This is a genomic window from Micromonospora sp. NPDC049204, assembly GCF_040647935.1.
Classification (GTDB): domain Bacteria; phylum Actinomycetota; class Actinomycetes; order Mycobacteriales; family Micromonosporaceae; genus Micromonospora.
Window position 1 is genome coordinate 183,606 of sequence record NZ_JBEZDC010000007.1, and the last position, 15,091, is coordinate 198,696.

The 15,091-nt window shown below is 71.9% G+C and carries 15 protein-coding genes; 9 read left to right on the top strand and 6 right to left on the bottom strand.

Features of this window, described 5'->3' with window-relative positions:
* Positions 1-169 precede the first annotated feature (169 nt).
* Positions 170-1,903, top strand: coding sequence for a DEAD/DEAH box helicase (locus AB0A90_RS16075; RefSeq protein ID WP_357247610.1), 1,734 nt, complete (start codon positions 170-172; stop codon positions 1,901-1,903).
* A gap of 1,000 nt (positions 1,904-2,903) precedes the next feature.
* On the opposite strand, the gene AB0A90_RS16080 is transcribed toward AB0A90_RS16075, so the two are convergent.
* Positions 2,904-3,137, bottom strand: coding sequence for a hypothetical protein (locus AB0A90_RS16080; RefSeq protein ID WP_030489368.1), 234 nt, complete (start codon positions 3,135-3,137; stop codon positions 2,904-2,906).
* 245 nt (positions 3,138-3,382) lie between these two features.
* Positions 3,383-4,984: an RNA polymerase sigma factor gene (locus tag AB0A90_RS16085; RefSeq protein ID WP_357247613.1), complete on the bottom strand. Its 1,602-nt coding sequence runs from the start codon at positions 4,982-4,984 to the stop codon at positions 3,383-3,385.
* A gap of 289 nt (positions 4,985-5,273) precedes the next feature.
* On the opposite strand from AB0A90_RS16085, the gene AB0A90_RS16090 reads away from it, so the two are divergent.
* A complete protein-coding gene (locus AB0A90_RS16090) occupies positions 5,274-6,095 on the top strand; it encodes an inositol monophosphatase family protein (protein WP_357247616.1) in 822 nt (273 codons plus the stop codon).
* A 36-nt stretch (positions 6,096-6,131) separates the two neighbouring features.
* On the opposite strand, the gene AB0A90_RS16095 is transcribed toward AB0A90_RS16090, so the two are convergent.
* Positions 6,132-6,647 carry a LytR C-terminal domain-containing protein gene (locus tag AB0A90_RS16095; protein ID WP_357248051.1) on the bottom strand — a complete coding sequence of 172 codons (516 nt, stop codon included), beginning with the start codon at positions 6,645-6,647 and terminating at the stop codon, positions 6,132-6,134.
* A gap of 431 nt (positions 6,648-7,078) precedes the next feature.
* Between AB0A90_RS16095 and AB0A90_RS16100 the strand changes: the two genes are divergently transcribed.
* The gene (locus AB0A90_RS16100; RefSeq protein WP_007075406.1) at positions 7,079-7,375 is read left to right on the top strand and encodes a DUF4193 domain-containing protein; all 297 of its coding nucleotides are present in this window, start codon (positions 7,079-7,081) and stop codon (positions 7,373-7,375) included.
* A gap of 116 nt (positions 7,376-7,491) precedes the next feature.
* Positions 7,492-8,349, top strand: a complete 858-nt coding sequence (locus tag AB0A90_RS16105) for a hypothetical protein (RefSeq protein WP_357247619.1) — start codon at positions 7,492-7,494, stop codon at positions 8,347-8,349.
* Between the two features lie 17 nt (positions 8,350-8,366).
* Here AB0A90_RS16105 and AB0A90_RS16110 read toward each other — a convergent pair whose 3' ends face one another.
* The gene (locus AB0A90_RS16110) at positions 8,367-8,894 is read right to left on the bottom strand and encodes a DUF3093 domain-containing protein (protein ID WP_357247623.1); all 528 of its coding nucleotides are present in this window, start codon (positions 8,892-8,894) and stop codon (positions 8,367-8,369) included.
* A 90-nt stretch (positions 8,895-8,984) separates the two neighbouring features.
* Here AB0A90_RS16110 and dut point away from each other — a divergent pair, with 90 nt between their 5' ends.
* From dut to AB0A90_RS16130, 4 genes are all read left to right on the top strand, one after another.
* Positions 8,985-9,521 carry a dUTP diphosphatase gene (gene dut, locus AB0A90_RS16115; RefSeq protein WP_357247626.1) on the top strand — a complete coding sequence of 179 codons (537 nt, stop codon included), beginning with the start codon at positions 8,985-8,987 and terminating at the stop codon, positions 9,519-9,521.
* A 25-nt stretch (positions 9,522-9,546) separates the two neighbouring features.
* On the top strand, positions 9,547-10,209 hold the full coding sequence (locus AB0A90_RS16120) for a DUF3710 domain-containing protein (RefSeq protein WP_357247629.1): 663 nt from the start codon (positions 9,547-9,549) through the stop codon (positions 10,207-10,209).
* 114 nt (positions 10,210-10,323) lie between these two features.
* Positions 10,324-10,704, top strand: coding sequence for an OB-fold nucleic acid binding domain-containing protein (locus AB0A90_RS16125; protein ID WP_357070298.1), 381 nt, complete (start codon positions 10,324-10,326; stop codon positions 10,702-10,704).
* A gap of 25 nt (positions 10,705-10,729) precedes the next feature.
* Positions 10,730-11,413: a DUF3159 domain-containing protein gene (locus tag AB0A90_RS16130; RefSeq protein WP_357247631.1), complete on the top strand. Its 684-nt coding sequence runs from the start codon at positions 10,730-10,732 to the stop codon at positions 11,411-11,413.
* Positions 11,414-11,450: 37 nt separating this feature from the next.
* On the opposite strand, the gene AB0A90_RS16135 is transcribed toward AB0A90_RS16130, so the two are convergent.
* Together AB0A90_RS16135 and AB0A90_RS16140 are read right to left on the bottom strand one after the other, a co-directional pair.
* A complete protein-coding gene (locus AB0A90_RS16135) occupies positions 11,451-12,140 on the bottom strand; it encodes a TrkA family potassium uptake protein (protein ID WP_357247634.1) in 690 nt (229 codons plus the stop codon).
* Between the two features lie 3 nt (positions 12,141-12,143).
* Positions 12,144-12,809, bottom strand: coding sequence for a TrkA family potassium uptake protein (locus AB0A90_RS16140; RefSeq protein WP_357247637.1), 666 nt, complete (start codon positions 12,807-12,809; stop codon positions 12,144-12,146).
* A gap of 164 nt (positions 12,810-12,973) precedes the next feature.
* Between AB0A90_RS16140 and AB0A90_RS16145 the strand changes: the two genes are divergently transcribed.
* A complete protein-coding gene (locus AB0A90_RS16145; RefSeq protein WP_357247639.1) occupies positions 12,974-15,061 on the top strand; it encodes an APC family permease in 2,088 nt (695 codons plus the stop codon).
* The last annotated feature ends 30 nt before the right edge of the window (positions 15,062-15,091 follow it).

Below are 15,091 nucleotides of genomic sequence, written 5' to 3' on the forward strand. Positions count from 1 at the left end.
GGTGAGTGCGGGATTGTGACCAGCGTGGCGTCGCCTGGGCCGTGGGGCCCGTGCTGGTTATGCTGAGTCGGCCTTCGCGGCAGCTACTGCGCGGAGGCGTTTTCATGGGCGGCGGGACTCGTGGCCCTCGCCCCGGATCCGCGTTCGTGCGGTCGGAGAGGAGCTTCGCGTGGCAGCCCGGACGCCGGTGCTCGAGACGTTCCCGGCACTACGCTCCTGGCAGCGTAAGGCCCTGGTGGAATACCTGCGTCGGCGTACCGACGACTTCACCGCGGTCGCCACGCCAGGTGCCGGCAAGACCACCTTCGCCCTGCGGATCGCGGCCGAACTGCTCGCCGACGGCACCATCGAGGCGGTCACCGTGGTCGCCCCGACCGAGCACCTGAAGAACCAGTGGTCCGACGCCGCGGCCCGGGTGGGCATCCAACTCGACGCCGCCTTCCGCAACGCCGACCTGCACTCCGCGGCCGACTTCCACGGCGCGGTGGTCACCTACGCCCAGGTCGGAATGGCCCCGCAGGTGCACCGCCGGCGCACCATGACCCGGCGCACCCTGGTCATCCTCGACGAGATCCACCACGCGGGGGACTCCCGGTCCTGGGGCGACGGCGTGAAGAACGCCTTCGAACCCGCCGTACGCCGGCTGATGCTGACCGGGACGCCGTTCCGCTCCGACGACAACCCGATCCCGTTCGTCAGCTACGAGCGGGGCGGGGACGGGCTCATGCGCTCCCGCGCCGACTCCGTGTACGGCTACTCCGACGCGCTGCGCGACGGCGTGGTCCGGCCGGTGCTCTTCCTGGCGTACTCCGGGGAGACCCGGTGGCGGACCAACGCGGGGGAGGAGTTGGCCGCCCGCCTCGGTGAGCCCATGACGCAGGATCTGGTGGCGCAGGCCTGGCGTACCGCCCTGGACCCGGCCGGGGACTGGATGCCGCAGGTGCTGCGGGCCGCCGACGCCCGACTCACCGTGCTCCGCAACGCGGGGATGGCCGACGCCGGTGGTCTGATCATCGCCACCGACCAGCAGACCGCCCGCTCGTACGCCAAGTTGATCGAGCAGGTGACCGGCGAGAAGGCCGCCGTGGTGCTCTCCGACGACCAGGGCGCATCCGCCCGGATCGCGACGTTCGCGGCGTCCGACCAGCGCTGGCTGGTCGCGGTGCGGATGGTGTCCGAGGGGGTGGACATCCCCCGACTCGCGGTCGGGGTCTACGCCACCAGCGCCAGCACGCCGCTCTACTTCGCCCAGGCGATCGGCCGGTTCGTCCGGGCCCGCCGCCCCGGGGAGACCGCGTCGGTGTTCCTGCCCAGCGTGCCGCACCTGCTCGGCCTGGCCAGCGAGATGGAGACCGAGCGGGACCACGTGCTCGGCAAACCCAAGGAATCCGACGGTTTCGACGACGACCTGCTGGAACGCGCGCAGCGCGACGACCAGGCCAGCGGCGAGCTGGAGAAGCGGTTCGCCGCGCTGTCGGCCACCGCCGAGCTGGACCAGGTGATCTTCGACGGGGCGTCGTTCGGCACCGCGGCACAGGCCGGCACCCCCGAGGAGGAGGAATACCTCGGCCTGCCCGGCCTGCTCACCGCCGACCAGGTGTCCCTGCTGCTGACCAAGCGGCAGGCCGCCCAACTTGCCGCCCAACGCCGCCGTACCGCCGACGCGGCCTCTCAGCCGGCCGCTGCGCCCACCGTGGCACCACCGGCACCTCTGAGTGCCGCCCAGCGTCGCGTGGCGCTCCGGCGCCAACTGAACGCTCTGGTGGCCGCCCGACACCACCGCACCGGCCAGCCGCACGGCAAGATCCATGCCGAGTTGCGTCGGCTGTGCGGCGGGCCGCCGAGCGCGCAGGCCACCATCGAGCAGCTGGAGGAACGCATCGCCACCGTCCAGACCCTCTAGACCCGCCGAGGAACGGCCCCCCCGTACAGATCCACCCGCCCGGCCCCACCACACCAGCCGGGTGGCGCCCTGGCGACGTGGCGGCCTGGCGACGTGGCGGCCTGGCGACGTGGCGGCCTGGCGGCCTGGCGCCCTGGCGGCCTGGCGCCCTGGCGGCCTGGCGGCCTGGCGGCGTGGCGGCGTGGCGGCGTGGCGGCGTGGCGGCGTGGCGGCGTGGCGGCGTGGCGGCGTGGCGGCGTGATCCACTCGGCTTCCTTGAAAACGCGGTGTTCGAGCCGGGGGGAAAGCGCGACTTCCGTGAAACCGAGTGGATCACGGGGGTCTGGGGTGGTGTCGAGGCTTGCCTGCCCGGACGGCCGCACATGCCCTCCGCGGGCGCGCCCCGATCCTCAAGATCGCGCTAGATCCACGATGTAGTGGTGTCGGTGGGTTGGTGAGGCCACTACATCCTGGTTCGAGCGTGACCTTGGTCGGCCGGTGGCGCTTGGATCTCGCTCCCGGTGTCCCGAGGGCGGTGGTCGTCGTCAAGATCACTGCAGGATCAGGGATGTTGCTGTCTCGGTGGCGTCGGAGACAGCAACATCGGAGAAGTTGCCGGGGCGCGGCGTACGGGGTGCGGCGCCCGGGGTGGGCGCACGGGGTGCGGCGCTCGGGGTGGGCGCACGGGGGTGCGGCGCAGGGTGCGGCACCGCGGGGTGCGGCACCGCGGGGTGCGGCACGCGGGGTGCGGGACGCGGGGTGCGGGACGACGCGGGGTGCGGGACGCGGGGTGCAGCGCACGGGGTGCAGCGCACGGGGTGCAGCGCACGGGGTGCAGCGCACGGGGTGCGGCACGCGGGGTGCGGGGCACGGGGCACGGGGCACGGGGTGCGGCGCACGGGGCGCGGGTTGCGGGTTGCGGGGGCGCGTTCGGCGTGGGGCGGGCGTGGCGGTTCGGACAGAAAAAGCCGACCGGAGGTCCCCTCGGGGGACCTCCGGTCGGCTATGTCGGTTAGCGGATTTAGTTCGCCATCAGATCGGCGCCACGCCAGCTGAAATCGGGCTCCGTCGCGAACCGCTCGGTGATCTTCACGAGATCCTCCGCGTACTTGTTCGCATGGTGCCCGCAGAACACCAACTCGCTCCCACCCGTGAGGGTGATCCGGAGCTTCCCGGCAGCATTGCAGCGGTCGCACCGTTCATCGGCGGCTGGGGGAGCCGCCGTCACGGGCGGCGGCGTGAGGGTCGGGGTCATCGCCTTCCTCCTCTGGTCGTCACCGATGAACAATCTCTTCGGTCGTTGCTCACCTATGGTGCAACACCCTTGCTAGGCACTGCCTTCCCTGTGTGCCCGCGGGGGACCGAGGTCACACCTGGCAGGGACAGTGTGCCGTGCACCCAGGGTGCCACGTCAACGATCACATTCGTGCATCCGGACGATCACCATCTCGTGTTGCACACCAGGTGGTCAAAACGACACGTTCGGTTGACGAAACCGGCTCAGTCCAGGTAATCCCGGAGGACCTGCGACCGGGACGGGTGACGCAGCTTGGACATCGTCTTGGACTCGATCTGCCGGATCCGCTCCCGGGTCACCCCGTAGACCTGGCCGATCTCGTCAAGCGTCCGGGGCTGGCCGTCGGTCAGGCCGAAGCGGAGGCGTACCACACCCGCCTCACGCTCGGAGAGCGTCTGCAGCACCTGCTGGAGCTGGTCCTGCAGGAGCGAGAACGAGACCGCGTCGACCGCGACCACGGCCTCGGAATCCTCGATGAAGTCACCGAGCTGGCTGTCGCCCTCGTCACCGATGGTCTGGTCCAGAGAGATGGGCTCCCGAGCGTACTGCTGGATCTCCAGCACCTTCTCGGGTGTGATGTCCATCTCCTTGGCCAGCTCCTCCGGAGTGGGCTCGCGACCCAGATCCTGGAGCAGCTCGCGCTGTATGCGGCCGAGCTTGTTGATGACCTCGACCATGTGCACCGGGATGCGGATGGTGCGGGCCTGGTCGGCCATCGCGCGGGTGATCGCCTGCCGGATCCACCAGGTGGCGTACGTGGAGAACTTGTAGCCCTTGGTGTAGTCGAACTTCTCCACCGCGCGGATCAGGCCGAGGTTGCCCTCCTGGATCAGGTCGAGGAAGGCCATGCCGCGACCCGTGTACCTCTTGGCCAGCGACACCACCAGTCGGAGGTTCGCCTCCAGGAGGTGGTTCTTGGCGCGCTCGCCGTCACGGGAGATCCAGCCCAGGTCACGGACCATGTCCCGGACGAGCTTCTCTTCGCCCTCGTCGGCGGCGCGCAGCCGCTCGGCGGCGTAGAGCCCGGCCTCGATCCGCTTGGCCAGCTCCACCTCCTGCTCGGCGTTGAGCAGCGGAACCTTGCCGATCTGCTTCAGGTACGCGCGGACCGAGTCGGCCGAGGCGGTCAGCTCGGCGTCCCGCCGGGCCTGCTTGAGCGCCTCGGACTCCTCGTCGTCCCACTCGAAGTCGTTGTCGGTCGCCGAGGCGGCGGCGTCGGTCTCGGCGGCCTGGGCCAGCTCGGCCGGCTCCTCGACCACCACGTCCTCGATCGCGGCGGCCAGTTCCTCCGGGTCGATCTCGCCGTCGGCGCCCTCGCCCTTTGCCTTGCCGGCGGCCTTCGTCGGTTTGGCACCGGCGGCCGCGGCCACCGTCGCCTTGGTGGCTCGGGTCGACTTGGTCGCCTTCGCCGGAGCCGCCGCGGCGGAGGCGCCGGTGGCCTTGCTCGCGGTCGCCTTGCGTGGGGCCGGCGTCGCCGGCGCGTCGTCGCCGGCTGGCGCCTGCTTCGGGGCCGGCGCGGCGGCCTTCTTGGTGGTCTTGGCGGTGGTGGCCCGGGACGCCGGCGTGGTCGACCGGGCCGCGGCGACCCGGCGGCGGGTGCTCGCCGAGCCGTCCACCACTACGGTCACTCCCGCCTCGGAGAGCGCCCGCAGGATCTTCTTGGCCTGGGCCGGAGTCACCTCGGCGGACTCGACGGTGCGCGCGAGCTGGGCCGACGTCAGCTGACCACCGGCGCTCTGCGCGTGGGCGATCAGGGTGTCGGTGAGCGAGCGAACGTCGGCGCCGGTCTGGCGGGGTTCTGTCACGAATGACCTTCCGGAGGCGAAGAGCGGGCACGGCCGGGTCGTCCGGCACAGCATGGGGCAACCGGGCCGGGCGATGTGGTTGAGGGACCCTCGCGTCCCGGGCCGGCCGGTGGTCGGCGGTCCGTGGCGCGTGGGCAGGGGTGAATTGTAACGCCGTCTGCGGCGATCATCCTGCGCCGCACTGCGTAACGACGGTGGGACCGCTGATTCGACGCTGATCTGGACTTTGTAAGGATGATACCCGCGCGTGGCCCGGAACACCCCGGTCGTGCGGGAAGGGGACGTTGGGATGCACGGTTCGGCACCGTCACCTCGGGATCTTTTGGCGATCGCGCTCGACGTGGCGCGGGACGCGGCGGCCACCGCGTACCGGATGCGCGCCGAGGGAGTTTCCGTGGCCGCGACCAAGAGTACGGTCACCGACGTGGTCACCGCCGCCGATCGGGCGGTCGAACGGCAGGTGCTCGACGCGCTGAAGCGGGCGCGGCCGGACGACGCGGTGCTCGGCGAGGAGTACGGCAGCGGGGACACCGGGCCGGTCGCGCCGGGCGGGGTGCGGTGGATCGTCGACCCGATCGACGGCACCGTGAACTACCTCTACGGGCTGCCGTACAGCGCGGTGTCGCTGGCCGCCGAGGTGCACGGGGTGGTGGTCGCCGGCGTGGTGCGCAACGTGAGCACCGGCGAGGAGTGGACGGCCACGGCCGGGGGCGGCGCCTGGCGGGACGGCGTCCGGCTGCGCTGCTCCGCCGAGGTGGACCTGGGTCAGGCGCTGGTCGGTACCGGGTTCGGCTACGACGCCCGTCGTCGTGCGCACCAGGCCCAGGTGGTGGCCGGGTTGATCGCGCACGTCCGGGACATCCGCCGGCTGGGCGCCGCCGCGCTGGACCTCTGCCTGGTCGCGGAGGGCCGGCTCGACGCGTACTTCGAGAAGGGCCTCGCGGCCTGGGACCTGGCCGCGGGTGGGCTGGTGGCCGCCGAGGCGGGTGTGCGGGTCGCCGGCCTGGCCGGTCGGCCGCCGGGGCCGGACCTGGTGGTCGCGGCCCCGCCGGCGCTCTTCCCGTCGCTGCACGACCGGCTCGCCGAGCTGGACGCCGCCGGCGGACCGTGACCTGTCGATCCGACGGCGCGCGGTGTGGCTACGCCGTCACTTGGCGGCCGGGGACGGGCAGGAGCCCGCGGGCGCCTTCGGTGGCCCCGAGTCGCCGAGGGACTGGTTGACCTCGGTCGTGGTGGCGAGCTGCTGGAAGTTGTTGCCCAGCACCACGTCCACGGTGTCGTCGGTGCGCTTCTCTTGGTAGTCCCGCTTGGCCTCGTTGAGGAAGTACGCCTCGAGCAGGTGCGCGGAACCGACGCCGTTCGGGCCGTACCGCAGCACCGCGACGTTGTCGACCTGCTTCTTCTCGTCCCCGGTCTTGGTGACCTGGAACTGGCGGTTGCGGAACTCGTCGCTGACGGTGTGGGCGAGGCCGGGCCGGTCGGTGGCGTTGAACACGTTGATCTTGACGTCCTTGCGCTCGCGCAGGGTCAGATCCGCCAGCGGCCAGCCATCCGGGCATCCCGCCGCGGTGCCCGCGTCGCCCTGGCTGTCGCGGACCACGGCCACGACGACGAAGACCAGGGCGATGATCGCCAGCAGGCCGACGACGACGAGTGCCCGCACGCGCGCAAAACTCATCAGAGCCTCCCCGGACTCCAGTGGGTGGTGACGGCCAGGAGCGATCGCTCGGGCCGCCGGCCGTCGAATACGCCGCTGAGGTTAACGGTTGTCCGGCCGTCGCGTGGAAACAGCCCGACATGCCGGCGCGCCGACCGCAGACCGGGTACTAATACCCCTATCTTCGTGTCGCCTGAATCACATTGGGAACAACTTGGCGCGCAGGGGCGTACATCTCAGCCGCAAGGGCGGTATACATGCCTCGCCCAAGGGGGGGTAAGGTTCCGCGCTCGCAGGGGAGTCGCCCCAGCGAGCTCGACCCGTTCGGTCCTCGGGTCGGGTGCCCGACACAAGTGGTGGCCGGCCAGCGGAACCGAAACAGCGTCGTCCGGCGTTACAACCGGAAGCGACAACATCGATATGGGAGAGTGAAACCGATGGCCACCGACTACGACGCCCCGCGTCGCGACGAGGTCGACCTCGGCGAGGACAGCCTGGAAGAGCTCAAAGCACGGCGCGTCGACTCACAGTCGGGCGCGGTGGACGTCGACGAGGCCGAGGTGGCCGAGAGCTTCGAGCTGCCCGGTGCCGATCTGGCCGACGAGGAGCTCACGGTCAAGGTGCTTCCGATGCAGCAGGACGAGTTCCGGTGCGCCCGCTGCTTCCTGGTCCACCACCGTAGCCAGCTGGCGGTCGAGCGTAACGGCGAGCTGATCTGCCGCGAGTGCGTCTGACAACCACGACACCAGCGGCGGCCTCCGGAACGGGGCCGCCGCTGCCGGTGTAGGCATGCGGCCGAGGTGGGTACCTGCTTGACTCGTAGCGGGTAGCCACAGCACCGGGAGGTCCGATGAGCGATCGAGGCGGCAGCACCGACGGCGGCACTGACCACCCCAGCGCCACCGACGGCGGCACCGGCAACCTCGGCGCCACCGACGGCGGCTCGGACGACCTCGGCGCGACCGTCGCGGCGTTGACCGCGGACGACATCGAGCCGGCCCGTCGCCGTCAACTGCTGACCCGGATGGTCGGGCAGGCCCGTGCCCGGGGCGTCTCCGACCTGTTCAAGCCACGTGCCGCGATGCGCTGGATGGTCGACGCGGTCGCGGACGTCGCCCCGCACATACCGGTGCGAAACCTGGACACCCTGCGCCAGCACTTTCCCGGCCTGGACGACGCCGCCCTGGCCGACCGGCTCATCCGCAACGCGTCGCGGACCACCGCCGCGATCGGCGCGGCCGGTGGGGGAGTCGCCGCCGTCGAGTGGACGATCGCCCCGACCCTGCTCTCCGCGCCGGTGCTGCTCGCCGCCGAGACCGTCGCCGTGGTGGCGGTGGAGCTGAAGCTGGTCGGTGAGCTGCACGAGGTCCACGGTGTCGCGCTACCGGACGGTGGCAGCCAACGGGCCGTCGCCCTGGTGCACTCCTGGGCCACCCAGCGCGGGGTCAACCCGATGGTCCCCGGCGTGGGAGTGGGCGCGGTGCTCGGCACCGCCGCCCGCAAGGAGCTGCGGGACATGCTGCTGCGGCGCTTCGGTCGTAACCTCACCACACTCGGGCCGTTCCTGACCGGCGCCGCGGTGGCCAGCTTCCTCAACCGGCGGGCCACCCAGCAGATGGCCGAGCAGCTTCAGGTGGACCTGCGCCGGCGGGGCATCGCCCGGCCCGCGCCACCGCAGGCCCTGCCGGGTCCGCCGACCGGCACCTGAGCGGCCGTGGCGCCGGATCAGCCGGGCTCCTCCGCCGTCGGACCGGTCACCGCGAGCGCGTCCCGTGCGGCCAGCACCGCCTCGGCCAGCTCGACCGGGTGCCGCGTGCTCACCACCCAGAACGGGGTCGGGTCGGCCGGGTCGTCGAGCACCACCTGCACGGCCCCGCCGATCCACGGTCGCTGTACGACGAAGGCGAGCGGGTCCGCGCCGACGCCCAGCACCTCACGGCGACCGGCGGCGTCCAGCGGGACCACGTCGGCCACGAAACGCACCGGCAGGCGGGCGTCGTCCACCCGCAGCTCCGAGTCGGCGACCCGCACCCGGATCCGGCCCAGCCACCACAACCCGGCGGCGGTGAGCGGCAGCAGCACGGCGAACGGCAGCCAGGCGCGGACGCCGTCGGCGCCCATCCAGATCTCGACGGCCAACAACGCGGCTGCCACCAGCCCGGCCAGCCACAGCCACCAGGGCAGATCCAGCCGTTCGTCGTACGCCGTGCGGGCGTCGACCGGCGGCTGGTCGGCGGACGGAGAGGGCGACATGCTCACTCCTGCGAGGGTACGGCGCACGGCGGCTCGGTGAACCGGCAGGATGGCAGGGTCAGCCCGCGAACCGGACGGAAGAGGGGACCCGTGACCGACGTCGTACCCGTGCCCGTGCAGCTGCTCGACTCCGAGCTGCCGTTGCCCACGTACGCCCATCCCGGCGACGCCGGGGCCGACCTGATGGCGGCCGCGGACGTGGAGCTGCCGCCCGGCGGCCGTGCTCTGGTGCCCACCGGCGTCGCCATCGCGCTGCCGGAGGGGTATGTGGGTCTGGTCCATCCCCGGTCCGGCCTGGCGGCCAGGCTCGGCGTGACGGTGCTCAACGCGCCCGGTACGGTCGACGCCGGCTACCGGGGTGAGATCCTGGTCAACCTGATCAACCATGATCGGGATCTGCCGGCGAAGATCTCCCGTGGCGACCGGATCGCGCAGCTCGTGGTCCAACAGGTCGCGCGGGCGAGGTTCGAGCCGGTGGTCGAGCTGCCCGCGTCCCGGCGCGGGACCGGCGGGCACGGGTCCACCGGTGGTCACGCCGGGCTGGTGCCGTCTCCGGCGGGCCAGGACCGGGTCGAGCCGCGGCCAGACGAGCCGGGCCGCGGGCAGACGGAAGAGGTGGCAGGGTGAGTGTGAACAGCGGAGGGCGAGCGCAGTGATCTTCTCCCGAAAGCGGGCCGATGCCGAACGGCACACCCGTGACGATCAGGCCGTCGAGGTCCCGGACCAGGGCGATGCGGCGCCGACGTTGGAGCGCGGCCCGTACGACATCTCCGAGAGCTACGCCGACGTGCAGCGGCTCGACCTGGGCAGCCTGCACATCCCGGCGATCGCCGAGGTCGAGGTGCGGGTGCAGGCCGACCCGCAGGGCGTGATCCAGCAGGTCGTGCTGGTGCATGGCGACAACGCGCTCCAGCTGGGTGTCTTCGCCGCCCCCCGGTCCGAGGGGATCTGGGACGAGGTGCGCGAGGAGATCCGCCAGTCGCTGCTCCGCGACGGGGCGAGCGCGCAGGAGGTCGACGGCGAGTACGGCCCGGAGCTGCACGCCCAGGTGCCCACCCCGGACGGCCCGACGAATCTGCGGTTCGTCGGCGTCGACGGGCCGCGCTGGATGGTCCGCGGCGTGTTCCAGGGGCCGGTGGCCATCGACCCGGCCGCGGCCGGGCCGCTCGTCGAGTGCCTGGACGGCCTGGTGGTCGACCGCGGCCAGGAGGCCAAGCCGGTCCGCGAGCCACTGCCGCTGCGGCTGCCCCGGGAGATCTCCGACCAGACCGACGCCGAGGCGGGCGCCGCCGCCGCCGAGCCGCGCCAGGTCTGACCCGCGTCCACCGGCCCGCCGGAACCAGCCCCGTCGGCGTACGCTGGCGGCACGGTTCCGGCGCCGCCGGGGCCGGCCGGGGACGGCGAGCGTGGAGAGGGTGACGCGGAGGTCATGACGACCGACGAGGGCCGGGTGTCGCTGCGGCGCATCCTGCAACGGTTCACCGCCAGCGAGGCCGAGATCGACGCGCAGGAGCTGCGTCGGGAGAGCGCCCAGTGCGGCGGGATCCCCGCCCAGCAGTGCTCGCGGGGCCAGCTGGTCTCGGTCGCTGGTCGGCTGCGCACGGTGGTCTACACGCCGCGCACCAACCTGCCCACCCTGGAAGCCGACCTGTACGACGGCACCGACGTGGTCACCCTGGTCTGGTTGGGTCGACGGCACATCGCCGGGATCGAGCCGGGCCGGCACCTGACCGCCCGGGGCCGGGTGGCGGTGCGCGACGACCGCAAGGTCATCTACAACCCCTATTACGAGCTGGACTCGCCGAAGTGACGGCGCTGCGGACGGAAGGCCGGCGATGACGACGGGACAGCACCGCGCGGCACAGCCGGAGACCGGCCCGCCGGAAGAGGAGCCACTGCCGACGATCGCCGAGCAGATGGCCGACCAGCTCGGCGGCTGGCGGGGGTTGGTGGAGTCCAGCATCCCGGTGGTCGTCTTCGTGTTCGCCAACATCATCGGTGAGCTGCGACCGGCGGTGATCGCCTCGGTCGCGATCGCGCTGCTGATCGCCGGGTTGCGGCTGGCCCAGCGCCGGCCGATCCGGCACGCCGTCAACGGCCTGTTCGGCGTCGGTATCGGCGCCGCCATCGCCTGGCGCACCGGCGACGAGCGCGACTTCTACCTCCCCGGCATCCTCTACGGCATCGGGTACGGCATCGCCCTGCTGGTCTCGGCGGTCATCCGGCAGCCGCTGGTGGGCTGGATCTGGTCGGTGCTGGTCGCCAAGGGCCGCTCGGAATGGCGCGACGATCCGAAACTGGTGCGGACCTTCACCCAGCTGACCGTGCTCTGGGGCGTGGTGTGGCTGGCCAAGGTGGGCGTGCAGGCCGGGCTCTACCTGGCCCACCAGGACACCGCCCTGGGCGTGGCCCGGCTGGCTCTGGGCTACCCGCCGTACGCGCTGCTGCTGCTGATCACGGTCTGGACGGTGCGCCGGGTCACCCGGGAGCCGCAGCCGACCCCGCTGCCCGGCGCCTGAGCGAGCGCCCGGCTACCCGGGTCGCCCGCTCGTCCGCTCAGCGCGAGCCGCGGGTCCGTTCGACGCTGTCCGGCCCGAGGATCACCGCGCGGACCTGGTCCTCCACCTCGGCGGTGCAGACGAAGACCAGCTCGTCGCCGGCCTCGATCGGGTCGTCCGGGCTGGGCACCAGGACCCGCTTGCCGCGCAGGATCGCCACCAGCGCGGAGTCGCGGGGCAGCGGCACGGCGTGGATCGGCTGACCGACGTAGGGCGCGGTCGGTGGCAGGGTGATCTCGACCAGGTTCGCCTCGCCCTGCCGGAAGGTCATCAGCCGGACCAGGTCGCCGACGGTGACGGCCTCCTCGACCAGCGCAGCCATCACCCGCGGCTTACTCACCGCGACGTCCACGCCCCACTGCTCGGTGAACAGCCACTCGTTCTCGGCCCGGTTCACCCGGGCGACCACGCGAGGCACCGCGAACTCGGTCTTGGCCAGCAGCGACAGCACCAGGTTGGTCTTGTCGTCGCCGGTCGCCGCGACCACCACGTCGCACCCGGCGATGTTGGCCTCCTCCAGGCTGGCCACCTCGCACGCGTCGGCGAGCACCCACTCGGCCTCCGGCACCCGGTCCGGGCGCAGCATCTTGGGTTGGCGTTCGATCAGCATCACCTGGTGGCCGTTGTCGATCAGCTCCTGGGCGATCGAACGGCCCACGTTGCCCGCGCCCGCGATGGCGACCCGCATGGCTCAGTGCCCCCCTTCCGGCGGCGCCGCCGCCACCGACGTGACCGTCGCCACGATGTCATCGCTGACCAGCATGAACACCTGGTCACCCTCCTGCACGACGGTGGAGCCGGTGGCCAGCGTGCCGATGCCGAAGCGGATCAGATAGGCCACCCGCGCGCCGGAGGCGTCCTCCAGGGTGCGTACCGACCGACCGATCCAGTCCTTGTGCACCGGCACCTCGACGATCGACACGGTGCTCGTGGGGTCGCGGAAGATCTCCACGTTGCCCTCCGGCACCAGATGCCGCAGCATCCGGTCGGCCGTCCACCGCACGGTCGCCACGGTGGGGATGCCCAGCCGCTCGTAGACCTGCGCCCGGCGCTGGTCGTAGATGCGGGCGGCGACCCGGGACACGCCGAACGTCTCGCGGGCCAGCCGAGCCGAGATGATGTTGGAGTTGTCGCCGCTCGACACCGCCGCGAAGGCGTCCGCGCGCTCGATGCCGGCCTGGCGCAGCACCTCACCGTCGAAACCGGCCCCGGTCACCGTGATTCCGGCGAAGTCGGGGCCGAGTCGGCGGAAGGCGTCGGCGTCCTGGTCGATCACCGCCACCGAGTGCCCCCGGGACTCCAGGCTGTGGGCGAGGGTCGACCCGACCCGGCCACATCCCATGATCACGACGTGCACGCTGTCCCTCCCAAGGTGCGTACCACTCCGTCTGCTGGTGGCCTGACGAGTGCGAGCCTGCCACGTCCCGGTGCGGAGCGGGGACCGACCGTACCCCGTCGTGCCCGGCGGCCACGCTCGCCCACCCCCGCGCTCCCACGGTGGTGGTCGTACTCTTGGCGTTCGTGGCCAGTCCCACCTCGCTGCTGAAGCGGCTTCTGCTCGGTCGACCGTTCCGGTCCGACCGACTTCAGCACACCCTCCTGCCGAAGCGCATCGCGCTACCCGTGTTCGCCTCCGACGCCCTGTCCAGCGTCGCGTACGCGCCCGACGAGATCCTGCTGACCCTCTCCATCGCCGGCACCTCGGCGTACTTCTTCTCCCCGTGGATCGCCCTCGCGGTGGTCGTGGTGATGCTCACCGTGGTGGCGAGCTACCGGCAGAACGTGTACGCCTACCCCTCCGGTGGCGGCGACTACGAGGTGGCCACGGTCAACCTGGGTCCGAAGTTCGGAGTCGGGGTGGCCAGCGCGCTGCTCGTGGACTACGTGCTCACGGTGGCGGTGTCGGTCTCGTCCGGGGTGGCCAACCTCGGCTCGGTGGTGCCGTTCGTGGCCACCCACAAGGTCCTGATCGCGGTGATCGCGGTGGTCCTGCTGACCGCTGTCAACCTGCGCGGCCTGCGGGAGTCCGGCACCGCGTTCGCCATCCCCACCTATGGCTTCGTCATCGTGATGGGCGGGATGCTGCTCACCGGGCTCTTCCGGGTCTTCGTGCTGGGCGACGACCTCCGGGCGCCCAGTGCCGACCTGGTCATCCAGGCCGAGCACAGTGTGACCGGTTTCGCGCTCGTCTTCCTGCTGCTGCGGACGTTCAGCTCGGGCGCCGCCGCGCTCACCGGCGTCGAGGCGATCTCCAACGGCGTGCCGGCGTTCAAGGCCCCGAAGAGCCGCAACGCCGCCACCACGCTGCTGCTGCTGGGTGCGATCTCGGTGAGCATGCTGGTCGGGATCATCTGGCTGGCCCGACTGACGCACCTGCAGTTCGTCGAGGACCCGGCGCTCCAGATCGTCGCCGGCCCGGACGGCTACGTGCAGAAGACGGTCACCACCCAGCTCGGCGAGACGGTCTTCGGCTCCGGCTCGATCCTGCTCTACGTGGTGGCCGGGATGACCGCGCTCATCCTCTTCCTGGCGGCGAACACCGCGTTCAACGGTTTCCCGGTGCTCGGCTCGATCCTCGCCCAGGACCGCTACCTGCCCCGCCAGTTCCACACCCGGGGCGACCGGCTGGCCTTCTCCAACGGCATCACCTTCCTGGCCCTGTTCGCGATCGTGCTGATCGTCGGCTTCCAGGCCGAGGTGACCCGGCTCATCCAGCTCTACATCGTCGGGGTCTTCGTCTCGTTCACGGTCTCCCAGGCGGGCATGATCCGGCACTGGAACCGGCGCCTGCGCACCGAGCGGGACGCGGAGGCGCGGCGCCGGATGATCCGGTCCCGGGCCATCAACACGTTCGGCATGGGCCTGACCGGCACGGTGCTGGTGATCGTGCTGATCACCAAGTTCCTGCTCGGCGCCTGGATCGCGATCGCCGCCATGGCGGTGATCTACCTGCTGATGCTGGCCATCCGCCGGCACTACGACCGGGTGGCGGCCGAGCTGACCCCGCCGGACGAGGGCCGGGCCGTGCTGCCCGCCCGTAACCACGCGATCGTGCTGGTCAGCAAACTGCACCAGCCGACGCTGCGGGCCATCGCCTACGCTCGGGCCACCCGACCGGACACGCTGACCGCGGTGACCGTCAACGTGGACGACAAGGACACCCGCGACCTGCAGGCCGACTGGGAGCGGCGGGAGATGGCCATTCCGCTCACGGTGATCGACTCGCCGTACCGGGAGATCACCCGGCCGATCCTGGACTTCGTCGCCAACACCCGCCGCAAGTCGCCCCGGGACGTGGTCACCGTCTTCATTCCGGAGTACGTGGTGGGTCGCTGGTGGGAGAACCTGTTGCACAACCAGAGCGCCCTGCGCCTCAAGGGTCGGCTGCTCTTCGAACCGGGGGTGATGGTGGTCAGCGTGCCGTGGCAGCTCGCCTCGACGGCGAGCAAGAACCTGGACCGGCTGGACGCGACGCTGTCCCGTACCCCGGCGCGGGGGCCGCGCGGGCCGCGCGGCACCGTACCGCCGGAGGGCCTGCCGGTCGCCTCCGCCCCGGCGCCCGAGACTCGCCCGATCGACGGCGGCCCGGTCGGGACCGGCCGTGACTGAGCCCGGCGTACGCCAGCCCGCCACCCCGGC

What these genes read in the sequence shown, in the direction of transcription:
- AB0A90_RS16110 (WP_357247623.1), bottom strand. Translation starts at nt 8,894, where the DNA reads ATGTCGCCCTCTCCGTCCGCCGACCAGCCGCCGGTCGACGCCCGCACG.
- AB0A90_RS16125 (WP_357070298.1), top strand. Translation starts at nt 10,324, where the DNA reads ATGACGACCGACGAGGGCCGGGTGTCGCTGCGGCGCATCCTGCAACGG.
- AB0A90_RS16090 (WP_357247616.1), top strand. Translation starts at nt 5,274, where the DNA reads ATGCACGGTTCGGCACCGTCACCTCGGGATCTTTTGGCGATCGCGCTC.
- AB0A90_RS16100 (WP_007075406.1), top strand. Translation starts at nt 7,079, where the DNA reads ATGGCCACCGACTACGACGCCCCGCGTCGCGACGAGGTCGACCTCGGC.
- AB0A90_RS16080 (WP_030489368.1), bottom strand. Translation starts at nt 3,137, where the DNA reads ATGACCCCGACCCTCACGCCGCCGCCCGTGACGGCGGCTCCCCCAGCC.
- AB0A90_RS16105 (WP_357247619.1), top strand. Translation starts at nt 7,492, where the DNA reads ATGAGCGATCGAGGCGGCAGCACCGACGGCGGCACTGACCACCCCAGC.
- AB0A90_RS16135 (WP_357247634.1), bottom strand. Translation starts at nt 12,140, where the DNA reads ATGCGGGTCGCCATCGCGGGCGCGGGCAACGTGGGCCGTTCGATCGCC.
- AB0A90_RS16130 (WP_357247631.1), top strand. Translation starts at nt 10,730, where the DNA reads ATGACGACGGGACAGCACCGCGCGGCACAGCCGGAGACCGGCCCGCCG.